At 50.4% G+C, this 26,761-nt stretch carries 23 protein-coding genes; 21 read left to right on the forward strand and 2 right to left on the reverse strand.

All coding sequences use genetic code 11. The annotated features are described in order from the left end of the window. The first annotated feature begins 25 nt into the window (after positions 1–25). From AC2TDN_RS17850 to AC2TDN_RS17860, 3 genes are read left to right on the forward strand one after another with little or no spacing between them, the layout of a single operon-like run. Positions 26–1,204, forward strand: coding sequence for a hypothetical protein (locus AC2TDN_RS17850; protein ID WP_484689448.1), 1,179 nt, complete (start codon positions 26–28; stop codon positions 1,202–1,204). Further along, a complete protein-coding gene (locus AC2TDN_RS17855; RefSeq protein WP_484689450.1) occupies positions 1,201–2,154 on the forward strand; it encodes an ABC transporter ATP-binding protein in 954 nt (317 codons plus the stop codon). The genes AC2TDN_RS17850 and AC2TDN_RS17855 overlap by 4 nt, the downstream gene beginning before the upstream one ends. Beyond that, positions 2,151–3,026, forward strand: a complete 876-nt coding sequence (locus tag AC2TDN_RS17860) for an ABC transporter permease subunit (protein ID WP_484689451.1) — start codon at positions 2,151–2,153, stop codon at positions 3,024–3,026. Before AC2TDN_RS17855 ends, AC2TDN_RS17860 begins: the two co-directional genes overlap by 4 nt. 42 nt (positions 3,027–3,068) lie before the next feature. On the opposite strand, the gene AC2TDN_RS17865 is transcribed toward AC2TDN_RS17860, so the two are convergent. After that, entirely contained in the window at positions 3,069–3,755 is a 687-nt protein-coding gene (locus AC2TDN_RS17865; protein ID WP_484689452.1) for a hypothetical protein, read from the reverse strand. 153 nt (positions 3,756–3,908) lie between these two features. On the opposite strand from AC2TDN_RS17865, the gene AC2TDN_RS17870 reads away from it, so the two are divergent. After that, the gene (locus AC2TDN_RS17870) at positions 3,909–4,964 is read left to right on the forward strand and encodes a LacI family DNA-binding transcriptional regulator (RefSeq protein ID WP_482067586.1); all 1,056 of its coding nucleotides are present in this window, start codon (positions 3,909–3,911) and stop codon (positions 4,962–4,964) included. Between the two features lie 143 nt (positions 4,965–5,107). Further along, positions 5,108–7,300 (forward strand): alpha-galactosidase, encoded by a 2,193-nt coding sequence (locus tag AC2TDN_RS17875; protein ID WP_484689454.1) that lies wholly within the window; start codon positions 5,108–5,110, stop codon positions 7,298–7,300. Positions 7,301–7,414: 114 nt separating this feature from the next. On the opposite strand, the gene AC2TDN_RS17880 is transcribed toward AC2TDN_RS17875, so the two are convergent. Beyond that, entirely contained in the window at positions 7,415–7,570 is a 156-nt protein-coding gene (locus tag AC2TDN_RS17880) for a hypothetical protein (protein ID WP_484689456.1), read from the reverse strand. A gap of 148 nt (positions 7,571–7,718) precedes the next feature. Here AC2TDN_RS17880 and AC2TDN_RS17885 point away from each other — a divergent pair, with 148 nt between their 5' ends. The 16 genes from AC2TDN_RS17885 (at position 7,719) to AC2TDN_RS17960 (ending at position 26,563) form a co-directional block, all read left to right on the forward strand. Next, a complete protein-coding gene (locus tag AC2TDN_RS17885) occupies positions 7,719–7,979 on the forward strand; it encodes a MerR family transcriptional regulator (RefSeq protein WP_484689459.1) in 261 nt (86 codons plus the stop codon). A 175-nt stretch (positions 7,980–8,154) separates the two neighbouring features. Further along, positions 8,155–9,930 (forward strand): ABC transporter ATP-binding protein, encoded by a 1,776-nt coding sequence (locus tag AC2TDN_RS17890; RefSeq protein WP_484689460.1) that lies wholly within the window; start codon positions 8,155–8,157, stop codon positions 9,928–9,930. A 301-nt stretch (positions 9,931–10,231) separates the two neighbouring features. Continuing rightward, positions 10,232–10,942, forward strand: coding sequence for an MIP/aquaporin family protein (locus AC2TDN_RS17895; RefSeq protein ID WP_484689462.1), 711 nt, complete (start codon positions 10,232–10,234; stop codon positions 10,940–10,942). A gap of 32 nt (positions 10,943–10,974) precedes the next feature. Beyond that, entirely contained in the window at positions 10,975–12,477 is a 1,503-nt protein-coding gene (gene glpK, locus AC2TDN_RS17900; protein ID WP_484689464.1) for a glycerol kinase GlpK, read from the forward strand. Between the two features lie 216 nt (positions 12,478–12,693). Then, the gene (locus tag AC2TDN_RS17905) at positions 12,694–13,233 is read left to right on the forward strand and encodes a glycerol-3-phosphate responsive antiterminator (protein WP_482067580.1); all 540 of its coding nucleotides are present in this window, start codon (positions 12,694–12,696) and stop codon (positions 13,231–13,233) included. A 333-nt stretch (positions 13,234–13,566) separates the two neighbouring features. Beyond that, complete coding sequence (locus tag AC2TDN_RS17910; protein WP_484689466.1) at positions 13,567–14,964, forward strand: LLM class flavin-dependent oxidoreductase; 1,398 nt, start codon at positions 13,567–13,569, stop codon at positions 14,962–14,964. A 31-nt stretch (positions 14,965–14,995) separates the two neighbouring features. Beyond that, a complete protein-coding gene (locus AC2TDN_RS17915; RefSeq protein ID WP_484689468.1) occupies positions 14,996–16,666 on the forward strand; it encodes an ABC transporter substrate-binding protein in 1,671 nt (556 codons plus the stop codon). Positions 16,667–16,701: 35 nt separating this feature from the next. Then, the gene (locus AC2TDN_RS17920) at positions 16,702–17,628 is read left to right on the forward strand and encodes an ABC transporter permease (RefSeq protein ID WP_484689470.1); all 927 of its coding nucleotides are present in this window, start codon (positions 16,702–16,704) and stop codon (positions 17,626–17,628) included. Positions 17,629–17,646: 18 nt separating this feature from the next. Next, a complete protein-coding gene (locus tag AC2TDN_RS17925; protein WP_484689472.1) occupies positions 17,647–18,540 on the forward strand; it encodes an ABC transporter permease in 894 nt (297 codons plus the stop codon). A gap of 14 nt (positions 18,541–18,554) precedes the next feature. Next, positions 18,555–20,588, forward strand: coding sequence for an ABC transporter ATP-binding protein (locus tag AC2TDN_RS17930; RefSeq protein WP_484689473.1), 2,034 nt, complete (start codon positions 18,555–18,557; stop codon positions 20,586–20,588). A gap of 138 nt (positions 20,589–20,726) precedes the next feature. Beyond that, positions 20,727–21,566: an STM4015 family protein gene (locus AC2TDN_RS17935; protein WP_484689547.1), complete on the forward strand. Its 840-nt coding sequence runs from the start codon at positions 20,727–20,729 to the stop codon at positions 21,564–21,566. After that, positions 21,539–22,789, forward strand: a complete 1,251-nt coding sequence (locus AC2TDN_RS17940; protein WP_484689476.1) for an STM4014 family protein — start codon at positions 21,539–21,541, stop codon at positions 22,787–22,789. The genes AC2TDN_RS17935 and AC2TDN_RS17940 overlap by 28 nt, the downstream gene beginning before the upstream one ends. A gap of 6 nt (positions 22,790–22,795) precedes the next feature. Further along, positions 22,796–23,581, forward strand: coding sequence for an STM4013/SEN3800 family hydrolase (locus tag AC2TDN_RS17945; protein WP_484689478.1), 786 nt, complete (start codon positions 22,796–22,798; stop codon positions 23,579–23,581). 23 nt (positions 23,582–23,604) lie between these two features. After that, positions 23,605–24,954 carry an STM4012 family radical SAM protein gene (locus AC2TDN_RS17950; protein WP_484689549.1) on the forward strand — a complete coding sequence of 450 codons (1,350 nt, stop codon included), beginning with the start codon at positions 23,605–23,607 and terminating at the stop codon, positions 24,952–24,954. Further along, on the forward strand, positions 24,951–25,814 hold the full coding sequence (locus AC2TDN_RS17955) for an STM4011 family radical SAM protein (protein ID WP_482067572.1): 864 nt from the start codon (positions 24,951–24,953) through the stop codon (positions 25,812–25,814). Before AC2TDN_RS17950 ends, AC2TDN_RS17955 begins: the two co-directional genes overlap by 4 nt. A 218-nt stretch (positions 25,815–26,032) precedes the next feature. Further along, complete coding sequence (locus AC2TDN_RS17960; protein ID WP_484689481.1) at positions 26,033–26,563, forward strand: type 1 glutamine amidotransferase domain-containing protein; 531 nt, start codon at positions 26,033–26,035, stop codon at positions 26,561–26,563. The last annotated feature ends 198 nt before the right edge of the window (positions 26,564–26,761 follow it).

Here is a 26,761-nt window from a genome sequence, read left to right on the forward strand (position 1 = left end):
CAAAACCTTTTAGGAGGAGTTCAAAATGACAACCAACGATGAAAATAATAAAAAAGAACAAGAGCAAACGGCAGATGCATGGGCTCGACTTGAGAAGCAACTGCTTACTGCAGAGTGTTCGCCCCTCTGGGAACAGTGGGAGAAGCAAGGGCATCTTGCTCAGGATGATCATCATGTGCAGGGGACATCGGCAGCCCCAGGAAGCTTGCAAGCACAACCGCAAGGAAGATTGCTCCCCGTACAGGAGCAAGTGAATTCCGTACCGCTGGGAAGAGTGCGCGTTCAATCAGGCGAGTCTGCAAACAAGCCAAACAAGGGCAGAGCAGCCCGTCGCTGGATCAAAAGAAATATAGGCAAGACAGTGGCGGCTTGCGCCGCCGCTCTCATCACCGTTGTGATCGCCACACCTTCAACGAATGAAGTGCTGGCGGCATGGCTCAATACGTTTCGTATGGATAATGTGATGGTGGTGCAGGAGGATGATTTGGTTACGCTTATGAACAGCTTTATAAAAGAAGGCGAAACGCTCGAAATGTCTAACCGCTTCGGCGAATTTGAACAAATTTCGCATGGAAGCTGGCAGAAGCTGACGCCTGAGAAGGCTGCTGAGCAGTTAGGCTTTGCCATTCCGGCAATAACCGTTGCTGATAAACAGGGCATCGATATTTCGTCGACCTCCTCGCAAACGTTTAAATTCAGCTTGAAGGTGGATGAAATCAACAGCACGATGAGCAAGCTAGGCGCGGATAAGCTGCTGCCGTCTTCCGTAGATGGCAAAGAAATCACTTTTTATACGGGCAGGGGCACGCAAATCTCCTATACGTCTCAGATAGAAGGTTCCTCTGAGCCGCGCGCATGGATTAACTATTTGGAGGTGCCGACGATTAAGGTCGATCATTCTGTTGATGTCAAAGATGCTTTCGAGGCCGTCATTCGATTCCCGGCGCTGCCTGATCATTTGCGTGACTCGCTTATGAAAGCCTCCAGCTTGGAGGATGGCCAAATCCCGCTGCCGCTCCTGACAAGGGGAGATCCGAAGAAGATCAGCATAAAAGGCGTGGATGTTTACGTGGAGAGCAGTGAAGACCATAATTCTACTACTGCGGTGTGGCTGGAGAAGGGCTATATGGTGACAGCAGGCTTCGAGAATTATGGCGATGCCAAAAAAGTAGAATCCGTAATCGCCGAGCTGGTCCGCTCATGACCGCATATGCGATAGAAACGAGCCTTTTAAGCAAGGATTATGGTGACGGGCGCGGCTGCCTTGACGTGACGTTAACCATTAGACAAGGGGAAGCCTTTGGCTTCCTCGGTCCTAATGGAGCGGGCAAAAGCACGGTCGTCAAAATGCTCACCGGTTTAATCCAGCCTACCTCAGGTAAAGCTCAACTATTCGGCCATGCTTCCGGCACTATCGAAGCGAGGCGAAGATTGGGCTATTTGCCTGAGTTGTTTCGTTATCCGGACTGGTTGACCGGCGAGGAGGTGCTTGCCTTTCATGCGAAGCTATGCGAGCTGGATCGTGTCCATGCCAAACGCCGCATCCATCAGCTGCTGGACGAAGTTGGCATCGGCAGCCGAGGACGAGACCGGCTTAAAGGCTATTCCAAGGGCATGCAGCAGCGGCTTGGTCTTGCATGCGCATTGCTGGGTGATCCCGATATTGTCTTCCTCGACGAGCCGGCTTCAGCGCTTGATCCGGTTGGCCGGCATGAGGTGCGGCAGCTGCTTGCAAGGCTTAGAAGCCAAGGGAAGACGATCTTTCTTAATTCCCATTTGCTTGAGGATGTGGAGCATTTATGTGACACGGTCGCACTGCTTAATAATGGTCAAGTGCTGGCGGAGGGCAAGGTAGCAGAGGTGCTTCGCACACAATCGAATTTTCGACTGCGAGTCAGCGGTTATACACCGCTCGCGCCTGAGCGTATACGGCAAATGCTTGGGGAAAATGTTGTTGTATCCGAAAAAGCGGCTCGTGACGGTTCCGTTTGGCTGGAACTGGCGCTTGAGGATGACGAGCAGATTGGCTTGGTCAATTATATTCTAATCGAGTTAGGGTTAACGCTATATGAGGTTGGCAAAACCCAATCCCGTCTCGATGAGTGGTTTCTGCAAGCCGTAACGGGTCTTGAGCATAGGGGGGAACGCAGATGATTGCGGTTTGGGGCTTAACGTGGAAGGAGCTTATTCGCAAGCGCGTGACGCTGATGACGATCATTATGACGGTCATATTTTGGGTCGCCTATTGGTTTGTTGCAGATGCAATCGCAGGCGAGATGCAGGATCAAGCCGTAGAGTCTTCGCTTGATATCATAAACAAGTTTACAAGCAGTGCTATGATGCTGACACTCGGTTTTTTCTTTGGGGCTTTTGCGGTTTCTTTTCTGGCTATATTCAGCTCGGTTGCCGCTGTGACTGGGGAGGCGGAGCAAGGGGTTCTGCAATCCGTACTAGCAAGGCCTATTCAACGCTGGAGATGGTATATGGGGAGATGGCTTGGCTTCGTTTCGTATGGAGCGATGTACGCTATTCTATTATTTTCGTCAATAATTGGGATTTGCTGGATAGAGACAGGTGTATTGTTTGAACTGCCTGTTTTGTTAAAGTCGTACGTACTATTTGCTTCTGTAGTACCGCTGCTTGTCACGTTAACGATGATTGGCTCTTGTTATCTTAGCCCATTAGGAAACGGTATTGGCATGACAATGCTATTCGGAATGGGTTGGCTAGGCAGCACAATCGGGCGTCTTATGGGAGTCAGAAGACCAGAAATGGAAGGGATGCAGACGATTGAGACGATAACCGGCTTAATTAAGCTGGTGATGCCGGCTGATGCTTTGCAGCAGCGGATGTTAAGCGAGCTGTTCTCTATTAAAGAGCTCAGTGGTTTGATTGACATCAACAGGGAGCTTAGTACGTTTTCAATTAGCGGTGCGCCTTCAAACTCTTTTTTAGTCTATTGTGTCATTTATACGGCAGCTATGCTTGCTGTAGGCTTGCTTGTTATCAAACGAAAAGATTTCTAAAGCATGCTGCCCCCGGAGTGCAAGGGAGGCAGCATTTGTTATTTAGATCGTCCACTGCGAATGAACAATTGCACTCACATACCAAGCTCCGTTTAATTCCTCAAGCACTAGAATAAGGCTCTCCCAATCCATGCCCCCATACTGGGGGTCAAAGCCGCTGAAATAATAATCCATTACATAGCTGTCCGGGTAAACATCCTTAATATTGACGATCGTATTGCCCGTACCTATGATTTGGTCCTCGCCTACGGTCTCCGGATTAATAAAATCTTGATCATACACAAACTTGTCGTAATACTGCTGGAAGGTAAGCGCAATCGGTTCGCCTGAGCCGTCATAGGAGCCCCATTGATAAACAGTCGTGTCCGTTAATGCCGGCAAGCCTGTGGCTGGAAATACTTTGGCAGTCGCATTATCAATATGCGCGTAGGGTGAGAATAATAGACCTTTACCCGGATGAATATAAGCTGCAAGTGTAGTCATATCATCATCCTTTAATGCCGAAATAACAGCAGCTGCCGCATCTTCAGGAGTTGCTGCCTGCTCAGGCCCGCCATCATTAACTTTGCCGCTTGTAGTTGGTGTCGGCTTAGCAGCATCGGAGCTTTGATTTTGACCCGTATTCGTAGTTGTTCCTCCATCGCCCGGAGTGGTGTTCGTCTGGCTTGCATTCGTACTGCAGGCGGATAGAAGCAGGGCTAGTGCGAAAACAGCTATCAACTTTTTCATAAGCGATTCCCCCATTGTTGTAAGTTTTAGTGTCTTCATCAAGTCTGACGTTAATCGTACACAAAAGTTGCATGGGTACTTGTGGTATTTATTGTTGTCTGCTAAACTGTAAATATCATTTAGTAAATTTATTAACTAAACATGGAGTGTGGAATGGCGACGATAAAAGATATTGCGCAGGAGGCGGGCGTTTCGGCTGCCACTGTGTCAAGAGTTTTGAACAACGATATGACTTTGGCAGTAAGCGAGGAAACGCGGGCCCGCATTTTTAGTATTGCCGAGCAACTGCAATATAAGCCTTCCAAGCTGCGCAGAATGAAAAAAGAAGAGCAGCTCTCTCGTCAGCAAATTGGCCTTCTCATGTGGTCGACGCTTGAGGATGAGCATGAGGATCCTTACTTTACTTCCATTCGCAAAGGGATTGAGACGCGCTGCGAGGAGCTGGGAATCAGCATTATTAAAGTGCTGAGAGGCAATAGCCGCGTAGAGATGCAGCCCGTGCATGAGCTGGACGGTTTAATCGTTGTTGGCTCGATCGAAGAAAACGATGTGCGTCAGCTGTACAATAACGGCAATCGAATCGTTTTCGTCAATCATTCGAATGAGCTGAACGAATACGATACGGTGAAGCTTCATTTTGAGCAGGCAACTAGAGCGGTTGTCTCTCATCTTAGAGGGCTGGGGCATGAAAAAATAGGCTACATCGGCGGCAATGATTATGTGCACCGGCTGAACAGCCTCTACGAAGGAACGGAAAACGACGAGCCGCGCCGCGTATTTTTCGAGAAGGCGCTGCGCGAGCAGGGGTTATATGATGAAAGCTATGTGATGAAGACCTATTGGTCCTCCAACAGCGGGTATGAAGCGATGAACCGCCTGCTGCAGCAAAGCTCGCTTCCTACGGCTTGCTTTATAGGGAGTGATCCGATGGCAGTCGGCGCGCTTCGGGCGCTGCATGAGCATGGCATTAAAGTGCCGGAGGATATGGCTATTGTCGGCTTTGACGATATCGAAATTTCCGCCTATCTGAATCCACCGCTAACAACCGTTCGCGCGCATACGGAGCATATGGGCCGAGCGGCGGTACAGTTGCTGCTTGAGCGTATTGAAGGGCGGGAGGCGGCTATTCATATGACGATCAACACGACGCTCATCGTTCGGGAAAGCTGCGGCAGTTCGTTGAAGGCTTCGGACACGTCGATTCGCTGAAAAGAAGCAGATTAACAGAGAAATTCCCTCTCATGCTAATAAACATTGGCTAGTTTCAAAAAGAGCAGTTCTAGCAGAATCACTTGAGGCTGTTCAGCTCAGTTCAGAAGCACGTCTTATCAAACTTTTAGGAGGTTATTATTTTGACTATTCAATATGACCAGCAGCGTTCGTTATTTCATTTGCAAGCGAAGGACACGAGTTATGTCATCCATATTACGAAAACAGGCTATCCCGCACACATCTATTGGGGCAAAAAGGTGCGCGGCGTACAGCTGGAGCGCTTATTTGAACTAACAAGCCGCGCATCCTTTACCCCTAGCACGGAGCTTGACCAATTGGAATTGTCGCTCGATACGCTTCCGCATGAGTATCCGGCTTATGGCAACTCCGACTTTCGGATGCCGGCTTTTCAAGTCAAGCTGCCTAACGGCACAACCGTAACGGATTTGCGCTATGATTCGTATCAGATCATCAATGGAAAACCTGCACTTGCCGGATTGCCGGCGACGTACGTGGAAAGCGATTCCGAAGCGCAGACGCTGGAGATTACACTCAAGGATGATCTGACCGGCTTGTCAGTTATTTTGTCTTATACGGTATTTGAAAACTTTGATGCGATTACCCGTTCGGCAAGAGTCGTCAACAACGGAAACGACACGCTGCAGTTGCAGCGTGCATTCAGCATGAGCCTTGATTTTGCGCATGACCAGTTTGAAATGCTGCAGCTCTCCGGCGCATGGATTCGCGAGCGGCATATTCATAGACGCACGCTCGTGCCAGGCTTGCAGTCAATCGAGAGCCGCCGCGGCTCAAGCAGCCATATGCAAAATCCTTTTGTCGCTTTGCTGTCGGAAGGTTCTACGGAGGATCATGGTGACGTTTATGGTGTGAACCTTGTATATAGCGGCAACTTCACTGCCGGCGTAGAGGTGGACCAATTCCATGCTGCGCGTCTATTCATAGGCATCAATCCGTTTGATTTTAATTGGCAGCTGGAGCCGGGCGAGCAATTTCAAACGCCAGAGGCAGTAATGGTTCATTCCGAGCATGGGCTCGGGGGTATGTCGCGCAGCTTCCACGACTTCTACCGCGCACGCCTCATTCGCGGAACGTTCCGTGACCAAACGCGTCCGATTCTCGTCAATAACTGGGAAGCGACGTATTTCAACTTTAACGCGGATAAAATCGAAGACATCGCCCGCGCAGGCCAAGAGCTCGGCATCGAGCTGTTCGTATTGGATGACGGCTGGTTCGGGAAGCGCGATAACGATACCACTTCGCTTGGCGATTGGTTCGTAGACCGCAATAAGCTGCCTAACGGCTTAGAGGATTTGGTCAGCCGCGTGAAACGTCTCGATATGCAATTCGGCCTATGGTTTGAGCCGGAGATGATCTCGCCGGAGAGCGAGCTGTACGAAGCGCATCCCGATTGGTGCCTGCATGTAGAGGGGCGCAGACGTACGCAAGGGAGACAACAGCTTATTCTGGATATGTCGCGCAAGGATGTGCAGCAATACATCGTGAAGTCGATTTCGGACATTCTTTCAAGCGCGCCGATTACGTACGTGAAATGGGATATGAACCGCAATATGACGGAGATCGGCTCGGCGCTGCTGCCAGCAGAGCGTCAGCGCGAGACGGCTCACAGATATATGCTTGGCCTTTATGCTGTGCTAGAGGAAATCACGTCATCGTTCCCGAGCATACTGTTCGAGAGCTGCTCTGGCGGCGGCGGCCGATTCGATGCGGGCATGCTGTATTACATGCCGCAAACGTGGACAAGCGACAACTCGGACGCGGTATCCCGTTTGAAAATTCAATACGGCACAAGCATTGTTTACCCTGTAAGCTCGATGGGTGCTCACGTATCGGCGGTGCCTAATCATCAGGTTGGACGCATCACCTCGCTTGCGACGAGAGGAAATGTCGCGCTGTCGGGCAATTTCGGGTACGAGCTTGATTTGACTCAGTTTACGGAAGAAGAGAAGAGCGAGGTTAAGGAGCAGGTTGCGCTATACAAGGATGTACGCCATCTTGTGCAGTTCGGAGATTTTTACCGTCTGCTTAGTCCGTTCGAAGGTAATGAAACGGCTTGGATGTTCGTTTCCAAAGACCAAAGCGAAGCGTTTGTTGTCTTCGTTTCTGTGCTGCAAGAGCCGAATCCGAAGCTCAATCGCTTCCGCCTGAAAGGGCTTGATCCGAATCGCGATTACAAGCTGCATGGCGAAGAAACGGTGTATGGCGGCGATCAGCTGCTTTATGCTGGCCTAGCGACGCCGCAATTTTTTGGCGACTACTCGAGCAAGGTGTACCGTTTCCGCGCAGTGGAGTAAAGCCGTATAGTGTTGAATCGAATAAACTATCGCATAAACAAAAAGGGCGTCTCAGAAGTTGATTCAACTTCCGGGATGCCCTTTTTTTTGCTTTGTATGTAACCTTTGCTTCGATTAATACATGTTAGAAGCAGTTGTTGCTGCCGCAGCGACAAGAATGATAAAAATGATGGCATAAACGACAAGAACGATTGCAGCCCATATCAAGGACGCTTTAAAGAAGTTCTTTTTGGTTGGATTGCCTTCGCCAAATGCCCATACGAACATCATGATAATGTTTACGATTGGAATGACTACTATTCTATTAATCTTTAATTTTACATTTTAAGCAGTCAAGCAGTCATAATAAATGATGATAACCTCTTGCCCTTGACGCTGCGTCAAGGGTTATACTCTATTCCAGAGGAGGGAGTAACTGGTGGAAAAAGATTCTCTTTATGCAATAGGCGTTTTCGCCAAGCTTACCGCGGTAACTGAACGGACACTCCGTTATTATGATCGCAAAGGGCTGCTAAAGCCGTCCAGCCGAAATGCGCATGGACATCGTTTCTATACCGATCGGGATTTGATTCAGCTGCAAAAAATATTGACGCTTAAATATTTGGACTTCTCGCTTGAGGACATTGCTGCTTATTTAGCTAGGCCGGAGGAGGACTTGCAGCATTCGCTTGCCTTGTAATATATCAGTGGATTTAATGAAGAGGAGCTTGCGCAAATAGAGCGGCTCGACGATCCTTCGCACTCGATTGACCCTATTTTATTTCCAAATGCATTCACGAAGGATGAAGAGACCTTTCTAGCCGCAGTATTCGAGCATCTTGAAGCTTTGAAAACGATTAAAGAGGGGAAATCAAATGAAAATTAGCGCTGAAGCTGAGAAAGCTCAGGCAACTGCCAGCGTATCGCAATTTTTCAAGCTGATTGCAAAGCATAAGCCAGCTACTATTTTGATAGCAGCCGCCATTGTATTAGGGCTTGGAGAGACGCTGTTTTCGCTGCTCATTCCGTTATTGACCAAAAATTTAGTTGATGAACTCTCGCAATCTACGATCGAGACGGCTACATTTGTTGTGCTCGGTGCTGTTTTTTTGGCTCAGACCATTATGTCAGGGTTCACGGTCTACACCATGTCCTATGTTGGCCAGCATGTTATTGCCGGCTTGCGGCGCGAGGTATGGGAGCGAGTGCTCAGGCTGCCTGTTCCATTCTTTGATCGCAACAGCTCTGGGGAGACGATGAGCCGCGTTACGAATGACACGAATGTGATAAAGGATTTTATTATCGGCCATGTCATTTCTTTTCTGGGCGGCATTATTTCGATTATCGGCGGCGTGACTTTATTGCTGATTATCGATTGGAAGCTGACGCTGCTTATGCTGATTGCCGTTCCTGCTGCACTGCTTGTACTATGGCCGCTTGGGACCAAAATGTTCAAAGTCTCCAAATCGATGCAGGATGAAACGGCACTGTTTCAAGGTGATTTAGGCAGAGTGCTTTCCGACATCCGCCTTGTGAAGGCATCGCTTGCGGAGCCCGTTGAACAGCGCCAGGGCGGCTTGCGAATATCGCGGTTGTTTACATTTGGGCTGCAGGAAGCGAAAATTATGTCCGTTGTAACGCCATTAATGATGACTGTAATGCTGCTCATTCTCGTGATCTTAATTGGATACGGCGGAGTGCGAGTAGCGCAAGGCACCTTAACAGGCGGCGAACTCGTTGCCATAATTTTATATATGTTTCAAATTGTCATGCCGTTTACGCAGATGGCTTCGTTTTTCACGCAATTTCAGAAAGCGATGGGTGCTTCCGAGAGAATTTTGGAGCTGCTGGGAGAGAAGGAAGAGCAATCTGGCGAGGCAAAGCCTTCCAAAGCATACACTCAAGAGGAAGCCCAAAAATCTTTGATCCAGTTTGATCGGGTAAGCTTTGGGTATTCGGAGGACCGGCCGCTGCTGCATGCAGTCTCCTTTCAAGCTAGGCAGGGGCAAGTAACCGCATTTGTAGGTCCGAGCGGTACAGGCAAGACGACGTTATTCTCTCTGCTAGAGAGATTCTACAATCCGACCGAGGGTGAAATTTTGTACGCGGGAGAGTCGATTGCGTCGATGCGGCTGGAGGATTGGCGCAAACGAATCGCATATGTATCGCAGGACAGTCCAATGATGCAAGGCACCATTCGGCATAATCTCACTTATGGGTTGGAGCAAGTGGAAGAGGGGCTTATAAACGAGGCGGTGAAGCAGGCGAATTTAACATCGTTTATTCACTCGCTTCCAAACGGCTATGAGACGGAGGTCGGAGAAAGAGGCGTTATGTTATCTGGCGGCCAGCGTCAGCGGCTGGCAATAGCTCGAGCTATTTTGAGAGATCCCGATATTTTGCTGCTGGACGAAGCAACGGCACACTTAGACAGTGATTCCGAACAGCAGGTGCAGGAGGCTCTTCAAGGGCTGATGAAGGCGAGGACGACGTTAGTTATCGCTCATCGCCTCTCGACGATACGCGGCGCTGACCAAATTATTATGCTGGAGAAAGGCGAAATTTCCGGTCAAGGCTCACACGCGGAGCTGCTCGAGGGCCACCCTTTATATGCCAAGCTAGTTCAGCAGCAGTTCAGCGCCCGTGATTGAAGCGGCCTATCTCTCGTTTGCTAGTTAAGAAGTAATTTTCAGTAAATGAAAGGGTTTACAAACTAGCATATGCTATGTATAATACGAAACAAGTGAATATGATCTGCTGTGAGAAACTGAGAACAGCCATTATGTAGCACCTGCAATTGTCCTTTATGAGGAACAAGCGCAGGTGTTAAATGATGGCTGTTTATTTTTTTTGGAGGTGATGCAGCCGTTCTCGAGGCGTAGATTGCGTTTATCTTTAGCTAAGAAGAGTATGTTCTTCTACTTAATACTTATAATATGGGGGTCAAATACAATGTCCGCTTTTATGGCAGAAATCATTGGAACAGCACTATTAATTTTACTAGGTAATGGCGTAGTTGCTGGCGTATTATTAAAGAAATCCAAAGCCGAAAACGCAGGCTGGATCGTCATTACATTGGCTTGGGGCCTAGCAGTTGCAGTAGCGGCATATTGTGTAGGAGGCTTTAGCGGGGCGCATTTAAATCCTGCATTAACGATTGCGCTTGCAGTGGCAGGCAAATTCGAATGGAGTCTAGTGCCGGGCTATATTCTTGCACAGATGATTGGCGCATTCTTGGGCTCGGTATTGGTATGGCTGCACTATTTGCCTCATTGGAAAGAGACGGAAAACACCGAGCTAAAGCTAGCTGTATTTGCTACTGGCCCTGCGATTCGGAATTTTGGTGCCAATCTGATCAGCGAAATTATTGGCACATTCGTCTTAGTGATTGCGATTATGGCAATCGGGGCTAACAGGATGGCCGATGGTCTTACGCCTCTTATCGTTGGGTTTTTGGTGGTGGTTATTGGTCTTTCTTTGGGCGGGACAACGGGGTATGCGATCAACCCGGCACGCGACTTGGGTCCACGGATTGCGCACTTTGTATTGCCGATTGCGGGTAAAGGCTCTTCCGATTGGCGTTATGCGTTCGTTCCTGTCGTTGGCCCGATTATTGGCGGCGTGCTTGCTGCAATTTTCTATACATCTGTATTTACCGGTTAATAAACAAAAATAAAAATGCGGAGGTTTTTATAATGGAAAAAAAATATGTGCTTGCTCTTGATCAAGGGACAACCAGCTCTCGTGCAATTTTGTTCGACCGTGAGGGCAACAATGTAGGAACGGCTCAAAAGGAATTTACGCAAATTTATCCAAAAGCAGGCTGGGTTGAGCATGATGCGATGGAGATTTGGGGAACGCAAAGCGGCGTAGCCCGCGAGGTGCTTGAAACCGGAGGCGTCAGCCCGCAGGAGATTGTATCCATCGGAATTACGAACCAGAGGGAAACGACTATCGTTTGGGATAAAAACACCGGCAAGCCCGTCTATAATGCAATTGTGTGGCAGGACCGCAGAACCGCTGAAATATGCGATAGCTTGAAGGAAAAGGGATTAGAGACATATATCCGCGAAAATACGGGTCTCGTAGTGGATGCCTATTTCTCGGGGACCAAAGTGAAATGGATTTTAGACAATGTAGAAGGTGCTAGAGAGAAAGCGGAGCGAGGCGAGCTGCTATTTGGTACGGTGGATACTTGGCTGATCTGGAAATTGACAAGAGGACAAGTCCACGCAACTGATTATACGAATGCGTCCCGTACGATGTTGTATAATATTATGAATTTGAGCTGGGACGAAAAGCTGCTGGAGGAGTTGAACATCCCGCTATCCATGCTTCCTGAAGTGAAGCCTTCCGTAGGACTTTACGGCGTCACGGATCCGCAGACGTTCGGCGGAGCAGAAATTCCGATTGCCGGAGTTGCGGGTGATCAGCAAGCTGCGCTATTTGGTCAGACCTGCTTCGAGTCCGGCATGGCCAAAAACACGTATGGCACCGGCTGCTTTATGCTGATGAACACCGGAACGAAAGCAGTTGCTTCCAAATCCGGATTATTGACAACGATCGCTTGGGGCATGGACGGCAAAGTGGAATATGCGCTGGAAGGAAGCATTTTCATTGCGGGGGCAGCGATCCAGTGGCTTCGTGACGGTCTGAAGCTGTTTGATTCTGCATCGGATTCCGAGTATTACGCTGGCAAAGTGACGGATACGGATGGCGTTTATGTGGTACCGGCATTTGCGGGGCTTGGAGCGCCATACTGGGATATGTATGCAAGAGGAGCGATGTTCGGCCTGACGCGCGGCACTAAGAAGGAGCATATCGTTCGGGCTACGCTCGACTCTATGGCTTATCAGACCAAAGACGTGCTTGGCGCGATGGAGAGCGATTCGGGCCTTAAGCTCCAGTCCTTGCGGGTGGATGGCGGGGCAACGGCAAACAATTTATTGATGCAATTCCAAGCAGATATACTAGGCGTGCCTATACAAAGACCTGCGGTCACGGAATCTACTGCGCTTGGGGCAGCATACATGGCAGGAATTGCGGCAGGCTTTTGGAAGAAAGAAGACATTGCAGGACGGGCAAACGGGATTGCAACCTTCGAGCCAAAAATGGAGGAAGCGGTCCGCATCAAGCTGTATAAAGGCTGGAAGAAAGCAGTTAACCGGACGATGGAATGGGAGAAAGATGAAGAATAGAAGCGATAAAGCTTAAAAGATAAGCCATTCACTTTTGATACGGCGGCGTTTTAGACAATCCACATCATTATCTGTTCCTTTTGTAATGAGGGGTGGATAAGAGATGTGGATTTTTTATGAAAAAAATGTAAATATTTTAGAAATAGGCTATAATTTAAGTTCTTACATTGGATTCCTAATTATGAAATAGATCACACAAGAGCAAGGAGGGGAGCTATGATTCAGGATACCGTTATACCGGCTGTTCGAGGCTTTAAGGAGCTAGAGAAGGCTCTGGCATCGCCGCAGGAAATCATTTTTTTGCTGGAAGGCGAACTGATTCAATTGCAAAGCATCGTACAAAGCGTCAAGAGCGCCAATAAGAAAATATATCTCCACTTGGATATGGTAAGAGGCATAAAAGATGATGAAGCCTCGATTCATTTTTTGTCCAAAAGCATCAAAATCGATGGGGTGATCAGCACAAGAACCTCCTCATTGATTAATGCTAAAAAGTATGGCCTTAGCGCGATACAGCGCGGATTTATCATTGATTCCCACTCGATGAAGACGATTATAAATTCTGCGAAGCATGTGAAGCCTGATTACATCGAAATTTTACCGAGCTTCTCTCATCCGAAAATAGAGGCTATAAAGAAAGAGACCGGGGTAGATATTATTTTGGGCGGATTTATTGAGAAGAAAGAGGATTTGCCCATCTTATTTGGCGCAGGTGCTGTAGCTGTATCGACAAGCAGAATGGAATTGTGGAGTTAAAAGAAAAAGGCAGGTTTTAAAAAGGGGTATCCCAAGAGTAGCAGCTAACTACTAAGGGTTAACCCCTTATTTGCCTTGTTTGATGAAATAATCGCGTTCCCGTTGATTGCGTAATCGAATGGGTTCACTGTAAATAAACGAACGCATTGAAATATTGTATATAGAAATAGAATTTATCTATTATGGGAGCGATTGACTGCGTTTGAACGCAGGTGATAGACTCATCTCTATAAATCCAACAAAACCTATTTGAATTATGTAATATCTAAAAACAAAGCTTAGCTAAGGCAATCATATGCCTATTTCAATGAAATATGAGGGGTGGAGAAAGATATGGCGGTGCAAAGAAAACTAAGATTGGGTGCCATATTGCATGGTCCAGGAGGCAACTTCGCAGGCTGGAGACATCCAGATGCCGCAGCGGATGCGAGCGTTAATTTTGAATTTTATAAGCAGCAGGCAATTAAGGCTGAGGAAGGAAAATTCGACTTTCTGTTCATAGCGGACGGCTTGTACATCAACGAGAAGTCGAATCCCCATTTCTTGAATCGCTTCGAGCCGATTACGATTTTGTCCGCGCTTGGCGCTGTCACTTCCAAAATCGGGCTGGTCGGAACCTTGTCTACCTCTTACAGCCAACCGTTTACAGTATCCAGACAGTTTTCTTCCCTTGATCACATTAGCGGCGGGCGAGCGGGCTGGAATGTCGTGACGTCTCCCCTCGAAGGTTCGGCGCTCAACTACAGCATCCCTCTTGAGCAGCATCCCGACCACAGCAAGCGCTATCGCATTGCTGCCGAGTATTTGAAGGTGGCTCGCGGCCTATGGGATTCATGGGAGGATGATGCATTTGTACGCAACAAGGAAACCGGTGAATTTTTTGATAAAAGCAAGCTGCACACGCTAAACCACGAAGGCGAGTTTTTCTCCGTCAAGGGGCCGCTTAATATCGCGAGATCGAAGCAGGGCCAGCCGGTCGTATTCCAAGCTGGCTCATCGGAGAGCGGAAGGAATCTGGCAGCCGCCTCAGCTGACGCTGTATTTACGAATCACGAGACGCTTGAGGAAGCGAGAGCATTCTATCAGGATGTGAAGCGTAGAGCCGCTGAGCTTGGACGCTCGCCAGAAGAGATTCTTATTTTTCCGGGAATTGGCGTTATCGTAGGAGCGACAGAAGAAGAGGCAGAGCGCAAATACGAAGAGGTTGCACGCTTGGTCAGCATTGATAATGCGCTCGATAATTTGGGGCGGTTTTACGAGCATCATGATTTCAAGCAGTATCCGCTGGACGGACCGTTCCCTGATCTTGGCGAGCTCGGCAAAAACAGCTTCCAAAGCACAACGGACAAAATCAAGCGGGAAGCGAAGGCGCAGAGCTTAACGCTGCGTCAAGTCGCGCTGCGCGCGGCAACGCCAAGAACGCCGTTTATTGGAACCCCTGAGAAGGTTGCCGATCTAATTCAAGAGTGGTTTGAGCAGGGAGCGATCGACGGATTTATTATCGGGGCGGGCGTACCGACTGGGCTGGACGAATTTGTGGAGCTTGTCATTCCGGTACTGCAGCAGCGCGGCTTGTTCCGCACCGATTACGAAGCGGATACGCTGCGCGGCAACCTAGGCCTAGAGATTCCAAGCAATCGCTATACCGAACAGCGTCTTAAGCAGTTGGAATCCTTGGAGGATCAAGCGGCCTCTGAAGCAGCGGCAGCGCAAACAAACGGAGCTTTTTAACTTAAACAGAATGAACAGGGGAGAGATTGAGATGTTAAAAAAACGAATCAGTTGGAAAACCATTATTGCACTTACGACAGCGTTAGTATTGGTGCTGAGCGGCTGCGCGGGAACGAAGCAAGCAGGCAGCAAGAATGAGGAGACGGAAGCTGGCTCTAGCACGAACGCATCAGCCTCTACAGAGACGATTAAGGGCGGAGAACTAACCTATGCGCTGGCAACGTCGCCGGATAATCTCGACCCGCATCGCAGCGGCTTAGCCGTAGCGGTTCGCGTCATTCGTACGATTCACGATAACCTTGTCGCCCAGTTGACTGACGGCTCGATTGTGCCGTGGCTGGCAACGGAATGGGAAATTTCAGAGGATGGCAAGAGCTATACGTTCAAACTGCGCCAAGACGTTAAATTTCATGACGGCACACCGTTTAACGCCGAGGCAGTGAAGTATAACTATGATCGGATTCTGAATCCGGAGACTAAAGCCGCTAACTCGGCCGCTTTGATCAGACCTTACAAATCGGCCGAAGTAATCGATGAATTTACCGTCAAGCTGAATCTGGAGACGCCCTCCAATGCGTTTTTAGGCAACCTTAGCCAAGCGCTGGTCAGTATCGTATCGCCGACTGCTGCTCAGAAGCAAGGCGATCAGCTTGGCAAAAATCCGGTTGGAACGGGTCCGTTTAAATTTGTAAGCTGGGAAGAGAATTCGCAAATTACGGTGGAGCGAAATCCCGATTACAAATGGGCGCCGCCTCTGGTTGAGAACAAGGAAGCGCCTTACCTGGATAATGTCACCTTTAAAATAGCGCCCGAGGAGGCTACTCGAATCGGAAGCGTGCAGAGCGGCCAAGTGCTGGCAGGCGAAACGATTCCGCCGCAAAATATTCTCGCGCTTGAGAAGGACGAGAAGCTTCAATTGTTCAAATCGAATACGCGGGGTTTGCCTTATACGTTATTCATCAACCAAACGAAAGCGCCATGGAACGAACTCAAAGCAAGGCAGGCGCTTCAGTCGGCCATTGATGTAGATACCATCGTCAAAACCTTATATTTAGGCACGTATGACCGTGCTTGGTCACCGCTTACGCCAGGAACCTTCGGTTATGACAAGTCGCTCGAGGGCAGTGTTAAGCCAGATCTAGACAAGGCAAATGCACTGCTTGATGAGCTGGGCTACGTGAAGGGCGCCGACGGCTTTCGTGCGAAAGACGGCAAGAAGCTTACGCTTCATTACGTTGACGGCTCGCCGAACCGGGAGAAAAGAAATGATATAGCAGCCATTATCCAGCAGCAATTAAAGCAAATCGGCGTTGCGGTAGAGGTAGAAATTACGAAGGATGTTCGCACGATTGTGTTCGAGAACGGCGACTACGATATTTACGGAAATAGTCAGGTCAACTCCGACCCTGAAGCTTTACGCGCTTTCTATCACTCTGATTCCGTCAGCGTAGGCGGTAAACAGAACCTTGCTGCGTACAAAAACGCTGAGGTAGACAGCTGGATCGATCAAGGCTTGATCGAGAAGGACACTGCAAAGCGGCAAGAACTGTACGCAAACGTTCAGAAGGCGATTATCGATCAAGCGGTCATCATTCCGATCTACGTTTTCCCTTATACCATAGCAGCTTCCAAGACAGTTAATGGAATCAAGTTTGATTCCCTCGCTTATCCGTTGTTTAATGATATATTTATTCAAAAATAAGCAGTGGAAGTCATCCTTCCATAAGGAGGTAAGTGATGCTTAAAGCGATTAGTATTCGGTTATTTACCTCCTTGGTCGTCATTTTGGGATCGCTCGTGCTCGTATTTGTCATCGTTTATCTGTTGCCGGGCGACCCTGTCTTATCTATGGTCGACCCAAGCACGGTGTCGCCCGAGGTGATTGCGAGCCTGCGCGCGCAGCTTGGCGTTGATAGGCCGCTCTATGAACAGTTTGGCTCTTATGTAGGGAAGGTTTTGCAAGGGGATTTTGGCAAATCGATCGTAAATGACGAGCCGGTGCTGCCCAAAATTATTGCTCATTTGCCGGCGACGCTTGCTTTGACGGCTGCAAGCTGCTTAATAGCAGCCGTTGTCGGCATCTGGCTCGGGGTGCTGTCGGCGATCCACCGCGATCGCTGGATCGATATAACGGCAAGAATAGTCGGGTTATTCGGCATTTCGATGCCAACCTTTTGGTCGGGCATATTGCTCATTCTTATCTTCTCGATTACGCTCGATTGGTTTCCGGCGATGGGCTCGGAGGGCTGGAAGACGCTTGTGCTGCCGGCTGTCGGGCTAGGCATTGTCGGAGCGGGCTTCGTCGTTCGGCTCGTCCGCAACAGCATGCTTGAAGTGATTAACGAGCCATTTATCGTAACGCTGAGAGCGAAGGGCGTTTCGGAGAAGCTTGTCATGTACCGGCATGCGCTGCGCAACGCGCTTATTCCAGCCCTGACGATGATCGGCGTTCTTAGCGGCGATCTGCTCGCAGGAACCGTCGTCATCGAAACGGTATTCTCCCGGCAAGGAATCGGGAGAGTCATATCGGATGCGCTAATGTCCAAGGATTTGCCAGTCGTGCAGGGCGTCGTCTTTTTCTCGGCCATTATGTACGTCGTCATCAATTTAATTGTGGACCTCTCTTACCGGATCATTGATCCGAGAGTCAGGCGTTCGCAATAGGCAAAGGGGGAGCTTCACATGAAGGAGACCGCAGTCGTCAAGCCGGCTTGGCCGAGAATTAGGGCAGCACGCAGCTTGGCGCCTAGAAGGACTAAACTTAATGTATCCAACCTGCTTGTCTATGCAGCTGGTTTTATCGTGCTCTTCATCGTATTGTGCGCGCTTATTCCGGAGCAGATCGCTCCTTATTCGCCAACTGAAATGATCATGACCGATATTATGCTGCCGCCAAGCTTTACGCATTTGTTCGGCACCGATTATTACGGCCGAGATGTCTTTAGCGTAGTTGTCTACGGCAGTCGCGACTCGCTGATGATCGGCTTGGCATCGGTTATTGTCGGCGGCTTTCTGGGCGCTTCGATTGGCGCATTATCGGGGTTTCTTGGCGGCATTTTCGATACGGTCATTATGGGCTTTATCGAGGTGTTGATGACGATTCCCGGCATTCTATTCGCGCTCGCTATTGCGGCTGCGATGGGCCCAAGCTTGTTCAATGTTGTGCTGGCGGTTGCTTTATCAGCCGTTCCGGGCTATGCCAGAGTATTCCGCGGTCAAATTATAAGCATCAAGGGGCGACCGTTCATTACGGCGGCGCGCTCGGTTGGCGCGGGCCATTTGCGCATCTTTTTCCTCCATGTTTTGCCGAATGCTTGGTCGCCGCTGCTCGTGATGGCAACGATCGGCTTAGGCACCTCGATATTGGTAGGATCGGGGCTTAGCTTTCTTGGACTAGGCGTCATTAAGGAAATTCCCGATTGGGGTACGCTGCTGTCGCAAGGAAGAGGCTATTTAACCGTTGCTTGGTGGATGTCCACCTTCCCAGGTCTTGCGATTACTTTGCTCGTATTGTCGGTCAATCTGATGGGCGACAAGCTTAGAGACCATATCGATCCGAAGAAAAGCAGGATTTAGGAGGGGGCACTCATTTGAAAACATTGCTTGAAATTGAGCATCTAACCGTCAAGTTTGCTACTCCTAAGGGCTGGTTGACCGCTATTTCGGACGTATCGCTTAGCATGAAGCCGGGCGAGACGGTATGTCTCGTCGGAGAATCTGGCAGCGGCAAGACGATTACTTCCAAATCGGTCATGCGTTTGATCGACTATGAGAATGGCGTAATCGCAAGCGGCGAAATGAAGCTGGACGGCATCGATTTAGTACGCACGCCGCAAAAAGGCATGCGCACGCTGCGCGGCAAAAAAATGGCGATGATCTTTCAGGAGCCGATGTCAGCCTTTGATCCGGTATTCACAATCGGCAGTCAGATTGTAGAGGTCATTGCCGGGCATAAGCTCGGCAGCAGTGAGAAAGCGCGGGAGCGCGCGATTCATTTGCTCGGCCGCGTCGGCATTCCCGAGCCGGAGCTGCGGATGAAGCAGTATCCGGGCGAGCTGTCCGGCGGAATGCTGCAGCGGGCGATGATCGCGATGGCGCTTGCCTGCGGCCCGGAGCTGCTCATCGCTGACGAGCCGACAACGGCGCTCGATATGACGATTCAAGCACAAATTTTGCAGCTGCTGCAGGAGCTTAAGACAGAATTCAATATGTCGATTCTTCTTATTACGCATGACTTGGGCATTGCTGCCGAAATGGCTGATCGCATTATTGTCATGTATGCGGGTCAAGTCGTTGAGCAAGCAACAGCTGAGCAATTGTTTGAGCAACCGCATCATCCTTACACGCAGGGCTTGCTTCGTTCCATTACGACGCTGGACAGCGAGAGAGGCTCCAAGCTGTTCTCCATTGATGGAAGCATTCCGAATTTGTTCGAGCTGCCGACAGGCTGCCGCTTCCACCCAAGGTGTCCGCATGCAACTGACAAATGCGTGAAGGAAAGCCCGCCTCTCTTCGATGTTAATGACCGCCAAGCGGCGTGCTGGTATGCGGAGGAGCTGGCGGAGGCGCAGGCATGGAAACGCACAGATAAGGCAAGCGCTGTTCCAGCTGCGACTGTGATAGAGCGTGTCAGTCTTGTTGCAGAAAAGGCGGCTTTGGCCGAAAATCTATTTGAAATCGAAGGCTTGCGAAAATATTACCCGCTCGGCAAAAGCTTGCTGTCGCGCCGCTCATCCGCGATTCGCGCTGTCGATGACGTGTCCTTCCAGATTCGCAAGGGGGAGACATTTGGCCTTGTCGGTGAATCCGGCAGCGGCAAATCGACGCTCGGCCGCGTTATTATGCAGCTAGAGAAAGCAACGGCAGGCACAGTGACCTTTGCAGGGCAGCAGCTAACGGAGATGAAGCAATCCCAGCTGCATGATGTGCGCAAGGATATGCAGATGATCTTTCAAGATCCGTTCGGCTCGATGAATCCTCGCTGGCGAGTGGGCGATATCATTGGGGAACCGCTCTCGATCCACACCTCGCTAAGCGCAGCAGAGAAACAATCGCGAATCGAAGAGCTGCTCCAGCTCGTCAGTCTTAATCCTTCCTGGCATGAGCGTTACCCGCATGAGTTTTCCGGCGGTCAGCGGCAGCGCATCGGCATCGCCAGAGCGATCGCGCTGCGTCCATCCTTCTTGCTTGCCGATGAAGCGGTATCGGCGCTTGATGTATCGGTGCAAGCGCAAATCGTCAATTTGATGCAGGATTTGCAGCAAAGCCTCGGGCTGACGTATTTGTTCATTGCCCATGGCCTTCACGTGGTCAGACATATCTCGAACCGGATCGGCGTCATGTACTTGGGCAAGCTTGTTGAAATTGCCGATAGCGAGGAACTGTTCAAGCACCCTGCGCATCATTATACGAAAGCGCTCATTGCCTCGATTCCTTGGCCGGACCCGTCCCGCAAGAGAGGGCTTCTAACCATTAACGGCGAAATTCCGTCCCCCGCAAATCCCCCCGCGGGCTGCCGCTTTCATACACGCTGCCCCGCTGCGACAGCGCTGTGCAAGAACGAGCAGCCGGAGCTGCAAGAGATTGAACAAGGACACTTCGTAGCCTGTCATTATCCTGCTTAAAAGCCGAGAGCCTCATTTACTGGGGTTCTCGGCTTTTGTCGTTTGCGGGTAGGCACATATGACTAAGGGACCATTGACGGGCTGAAAAACACCATGGTAACCTAATTCCATATGGAAACAATTGGAGGGGTACTCTTGATTGAAATTCGCTTATCGGTTGGCTATGACGAGTATGAAGAAGGGATTAGAATGTCTAGCTTGATCGAAAAATTGGCATCGAGCGAGGATGGCAAACAGCTGTCTATACTCACGATTGGCGATTGGGGTCAGGCGTATGAGAATTCTCCGGACAGCTTCATGGAATCGTTGATCAGCCATAAGGATGCTTTTCCTAATTTAACGAAACTATTTATTGGAGATATGGGCTTTGAGGAATGCGAGGTTTCCTGGATTAATCAGACGAATCTCTCGCCGCTGCTTGCGGCATTTCCGAATTTGCAGTCGTTATCAATAAAGGGCAGCCAACAATTAAGCTTGCAGCCGCTCGTTCATGATAAGCTGCAGGAGCTGGTCATTATTTGCGGAGGACTGCCGAAGTCGGTGCTTGAGGAAATTACGAGCGCGAGGCTGCCGGAATTGAAAAGGCTGGAGCTTTATTTGGGCGTTGAGGATTACGGTTTTGACGGCGGAATCGAGGATGTGCTGCCGCTGATGAAGGGGGATCTATTCCCGAAGCTTACTTATTTAGGCTTAAAAGACAGCGAAATTCAGGACGAAATTGCGATTGCGATCGCGGATGCGCCGATTTTGGACCAGTTGGATACGCTCGATCTCTCTTACGGCACGCTTTCTGATGAAGGTGGGGCAGCGCTGCTTGCGAGCGAGCGCATTAGGAAGTTGAAGCATCTTAATCTCAGCTATCACTATATGACGGGCGAGCTGCTGGAGCGCTGGGAGCAACCGGGCATGTCGGTCGACGTGACCGATCAGCAGGAAGCGGATGAAGACGATTGGCGTTACCCATTTCTAACCGAGTGATGGGCAGCTATTCAATCGGAGGCAGAGAGACTCCCTTTCTATTAATAGGGAATCCAGCAAACAAAAGGACAATGGGTCTGCAGGCGGCAAGAAGCAAGCTGGGGCTGGCTCCGGCTGTCGTGCTCTCGTATGAGCAGCTGCTTAAGCGGAACGTGTACATACAAGATGTACTGCAACAAATGACAGGCGGCGGAGAGATCATCATACGGCTTGATGCGCCCGGCGAGGACCAAGCGGTTGAACGGGAGCTGATCGCTTGGGGAGCACCCGACCGCAGTGGTGACGATGTCTTCTGGTCTGCATGCTCGCTGCCTGAGCGCATTTCGATATCGGCTGCGGACGCGCTTGCTCTTCCTCTCCAGCATGGACAAATCTATTATCCGGCGCAGTGGTACCGCGGCTATAGTCGATTTCTTGCCGCTATGCACCTTGAGGTAAGGGCTTCAAAGATAGCCGTCCGCTGGGTCAATTCGCCAGGCAGCATCGCGAGCATGTTCGACAAAAGAAGCTGCTGGCAGCTATTGTCGCGGCACGGCCTGCGCGTGCCGGCTTTGCCGGCGCCTGTCGGTTCCATCAAAAGCTACGATGAGCTGCAGGCGGCAATCTCGATCAGCGGAATGAGGCGGCTGTTCATTAAGCTCGCCTGCGGATCTGGCGCTTCCGGCGTTATCGCTTACCAGATCAACCCGCGGACAGGCGCTGAGCTAGCCATAACGACCATTGGCATTGAGGAGCAAGCCGGAAGCAGCAGCTTTTACAATGCCGGCCTGCTGAGGCGTTACCGAGAGCATTCCGATATTAGGCAAATCATTGACTGGGTATGCAGGGAAGGCGCGCATATCGAGCGCTGGATCGAGAAGGACAGCTTCGAGAGCAAGTCGTTTGACGTGCGCCAGCTCGTCGTGTATGGCGAGGCTTGCCATACGGTGCTGCGGCTGAGCAGCACGCCTATTACCAATCTGCACCTTCGCAACGAGCGAAGGATGGATATCGACGAGCTGCTATCCGCCGAGATGAAGCAGGCTGTGAAGCTGACGGCGGAAGCTGCGCTCCGTGCTTTTCCGGGAAGCCGGGCGGCGGGCGTGGATGTGCTCGTTCAAAGAGGCAGCGGACTTACGTATGCAATAGATATTAATCCATTTGGCGATTTGCTCTATGGTGCCGAGTATGAGGGGATGAACACCTATGAATGGCAAATGCGCGAGCTTCTCAGAAAGGAATAGCAACGTATGCTGGATATGAACCAAATCGTGGGCTCCCACGATATTTTGATGATTACGCTCGACACGCTGCGCTATGACGTGGCGAAGCTGGAGGAAGCGAACTGTCCGAACCTTTGCGCAGGCGGAGGGTGGGAGATGCGGCATACGCCGGGCAGCTTTACTTATGCAGCCCATCATGCTTTTTTCGGCGGCTTTCTGCCGACTCCCGCGAACACGGACAAAGCCTCTCATGTGAGGCTTTTCCATACCAAAAATACAGGGCTCAAGACGCACCCTCATACCTGGTTATTTGACGCTCCGGATCTCGTATCCGGCTTGCAGGAGGCTGGCTACCGGACGATCTGCATCGGGGGCGTCATTTTTTTTACGAAGAAAAACAAGCTTGCCAAGGTGCTGCCCAGTTATTTTCAAGAAAGCTATTGGAGGATGACCTTTGGGGTGACCAATCCCCGCTCGACCGAGCATCAGGTAAATCACGCGCTGAAGCTGCTGGAGCAGGCAGATCCCGCTGAAAGACTGTTTTTGTTTATGAATATATCCGCCATTCACGGGCCTAATCACTATTTCGTGCCTTGCGCGAAAAAGGATTCCGTAGAGACGCAGCGCGCGGCGCTTCGCTATGTGGACAGTCAGCTTGGCGTGTTGTTCGAAGCAATGAGGCGCCGGGGCAAAACGCTTTGCCTAGCGTTCTCCGATCATGGGACGGCTTACGGCGAGGACGGCTACGAGGGACATCGTTTGGCGCATGAGGTCGTTTGGAACGTGCCTTATCGCGAGTTTATATTGGAATAAGGAGGGCAAGCAGCTTGCAGCATATCTCATCGCAACAATCTTCTCCCGAGCTGGGGGAGCGGGAGCAGCGGTTTACGCAGGCTCCATACCGATCATACCTGTATTCCTATCCGCACAAGACGGCTTATCGCGATTTGCAGCCCGCACAATCGCTGAAGGAGCTGTGGGAGCGGGATCAAACGGACTATCACTTTTTGTATATGCACATTCCTTTTTGCGGAGCGCGCTGCGGCTTTTGCAATTTATTTACGCTGCCGGACCGGCGTGTGGATGTCTATGAGCAATATGTTGATGCGCTTCAGCGTCAAGCGGAGCAATGGGCGCCTTGGTTCCAAAATCGATCGTTCTCCAGATTCGCGATTGGCGGCGGAACGCCAACGCTGCTGGAAGCGAGCCAACTGAACCGGTTATTCGACATTGCTGAGCATACGATGGGGCTTGATCCCATGCTGGCATCGATATCGGTAGAAACGTCTCCGGAGACGGTAACCGCAGATCGGATGCGTGTGCTGAAGGATAGGCTCGTTGACCGCGTCAGCATGGGTATCCAAAGCTTTGTGGAGGAGGAAGCCGCAGCCATCTACCGTCCGCAGAAGCCGCGTATTGCGGAAGAATCGCTGGAAGTGCTGATGAGCTATCAATTTCCGCTCGTTAACGTAGATCTTATCTATGGCTTGCCTGGGCAAAATGAGGATACATGGCTGTTCTCGCTTGAGAAGGCGATCAGTTACGGTCCGGGCGAAATATTTATTTACCCGCTTTATACGCGCGAAAATACGATTTTGAAGCCTGAGCAAATGCGCAGCGCAGGAGACGATATTAGGCTCTCGCTTTATCATATTGCAAGGCAGCGTCTGGAAGCCGCGGGCTACAGGCAATATTCGATGAGGCGTTTTGCGAAGGATATTCCTTTTAATCATAAGAACTTGTTGCCCTTCAACTGCCAGGAGGAAGGCATGGTTGGCCTCGGCTGCGGAGCCCGTTCCTATACGCGCGAGATACACTATGCTTCACGATACGGCGTAAGCACGGCTGCGACAAGAAGCATCATTGAGGACTACGTAACAGCTGAGCGCCACGATACGGCAGATTACGGCTTTATTTTGAGCGAAGCGGAGCAAAAGCGCAGGTATGTTTTGAAGGCGCTGCTGCACCGGGAGGGACTTGCGCTATCCGCATACGAAGGGCGTTTCGGAACTGATCTGCTGGAGGAGCAGCCCGATTTGAAGGAGCTGCTTGGCGCCGGACTAGCCGAGCTTGATGCAGGAATATTGCGGCTGACGACGGATGGCTTGGCTTATTCGGACGCCATCGGTGATGAGCTTATCTCGGGCGAGGTAAGAGAGCTGATGAACGGGTATGTCATCCGGTGAAGGCGGTGCTCTATTACCGAGGTGCATTGTCGTCATGCAATTATGACTGTCCGTACTGTCCCTTCAGCAAGACAAAGGATAGCAAGGAGACGCTTGCGAAGGATAAGCAGCAGCTTCAAGCTTTCATGGAATGGGTTAGCGAGCAAGGTGCGGCGGGTCATCAGCTCTCGATTTTCTTTAATCCATATGGAGAGGCGCTTGTTCACCGCTGGTATCGCGATGCGATGATCGAGCTTTCCCATTTGGCGCATGTAGTGAAGGTTGCAGTGCAGACCAATTTATCCGTTAAGCTTGAATGGACGCAGCAGCTTGCGAAGGACAAAGCAGCGTTCTGGGCAACCTATCATCCCGGTCAAACGAGCCAAGCTCATTTTCTAGGCCAATGTATGAAGCTGTATGAGCAGGGAATTTCGTTCAGCGTAGGCTCAGTAGGCATTCGAAGCGCGTTTGACGCCATTGCTCAACTGCGAGAGCTGCTGCCGGAGGATGTCTACCTATGGGTGAACGCTTTTAAGGATCGGAAAGCTTACTATACGGAGGATGAGGTTGCGTATTTAACGCAAATCGATCCTTACTTTGGGCTGAATGTGCCCGATTACGACAGCCTCGGCAAGCCGTGCGGCGCAGGGGCGAATGTGTTTTACGTGCAGGGTGCCGGCATCGTCAAGCGCTGCTACAGCGATCGGAAAGTCATTGGACATCTCTATAGGGACGGACTTACGGGCCTCGCTGCCGAGCGGCCTTGCGGGATGAAAAAATGCGGCTGCTACATCGGCTACATTCATATGCCGGAGCTGGGGCTGGAACAGGTTTATGGGGATCGTTTGCTGGAGCGAATACCGGCTGGCTTTGCTCGGTAAACGCACTGCCGCTATGCAGATTGCAATGAATCAGTTGCTGAGTCAAAATAATAAGTCGCAAATATTAGCGCAGCTGCAAGCATAGCAAAAGGATGAAGGGAGCCGAGCGGCTCCCTTTATTCGTGTATGAGCAATAGGGCGGGGCTTGCTTGCTTCAAAATCGCTCGATTGGGGTACAGTACATTATGGATTGAATACTGAGAGGAGCGTGCATATTGATGACGCAGGCGAAGAAGGTTGCTTTTCTACTAGCCAATGATTTTGAAGATTCCGAGATGAAGAACCCTTATGATGAAATGGTGAAAAATGGGCATGAGGCCGTTATTATTAGCTTGAAGAGCAATGAGGAGCTGAAAGGAAAGCAGGGCACGATTGCGTATACCTCTCACTTGGGTATTGCAGAGGCGAATGCGAGCGATTATGCTGCCATCATTATTCCCGGCGGAAAATCGCCATCCTACCTCATGAATAACGCGGATGTGCAAGCCTTCGTCAAGGAGGCCGATCAAGCCGGCACGACGATTGCGGCTATTTGCCACGGTCCGCAAATATTGGAGGCGGCAGGCCTGCTCAAGGGCCGTACGCTTACCGCATATCCGGGCATCTCGTCGGAGATTAAGGCTGCGGGAGGAAACTTCGTTGACAAAGAGGTCGTCGTGGACCGCAACTGGGTGACGTCACGGACGCCTGAGGATGAGCCAGCTTTCATTCGCGAAACGATTGATAAGCTTGGCGTAAACGCATGGTAGGCTGAGCTCTATACGCGAGGATGGAAGCGTGTGTTATGAGCGCAGTCATGCCGGATTTGAGATCACCGCATATAAACAGTTGAGGTTTCTCAAATTTAACTCCCAATAAGAAAACGAACACTAGAAGCAGAAGCATTCTAGTTGCTCGTTTTCTTATTTTTGTTCTTAACAAATTAGTGTAATAATGAGCCCTTTCAT

This window comes from Paenibacillus sp. Y660 (assembly GCF_057221575.1).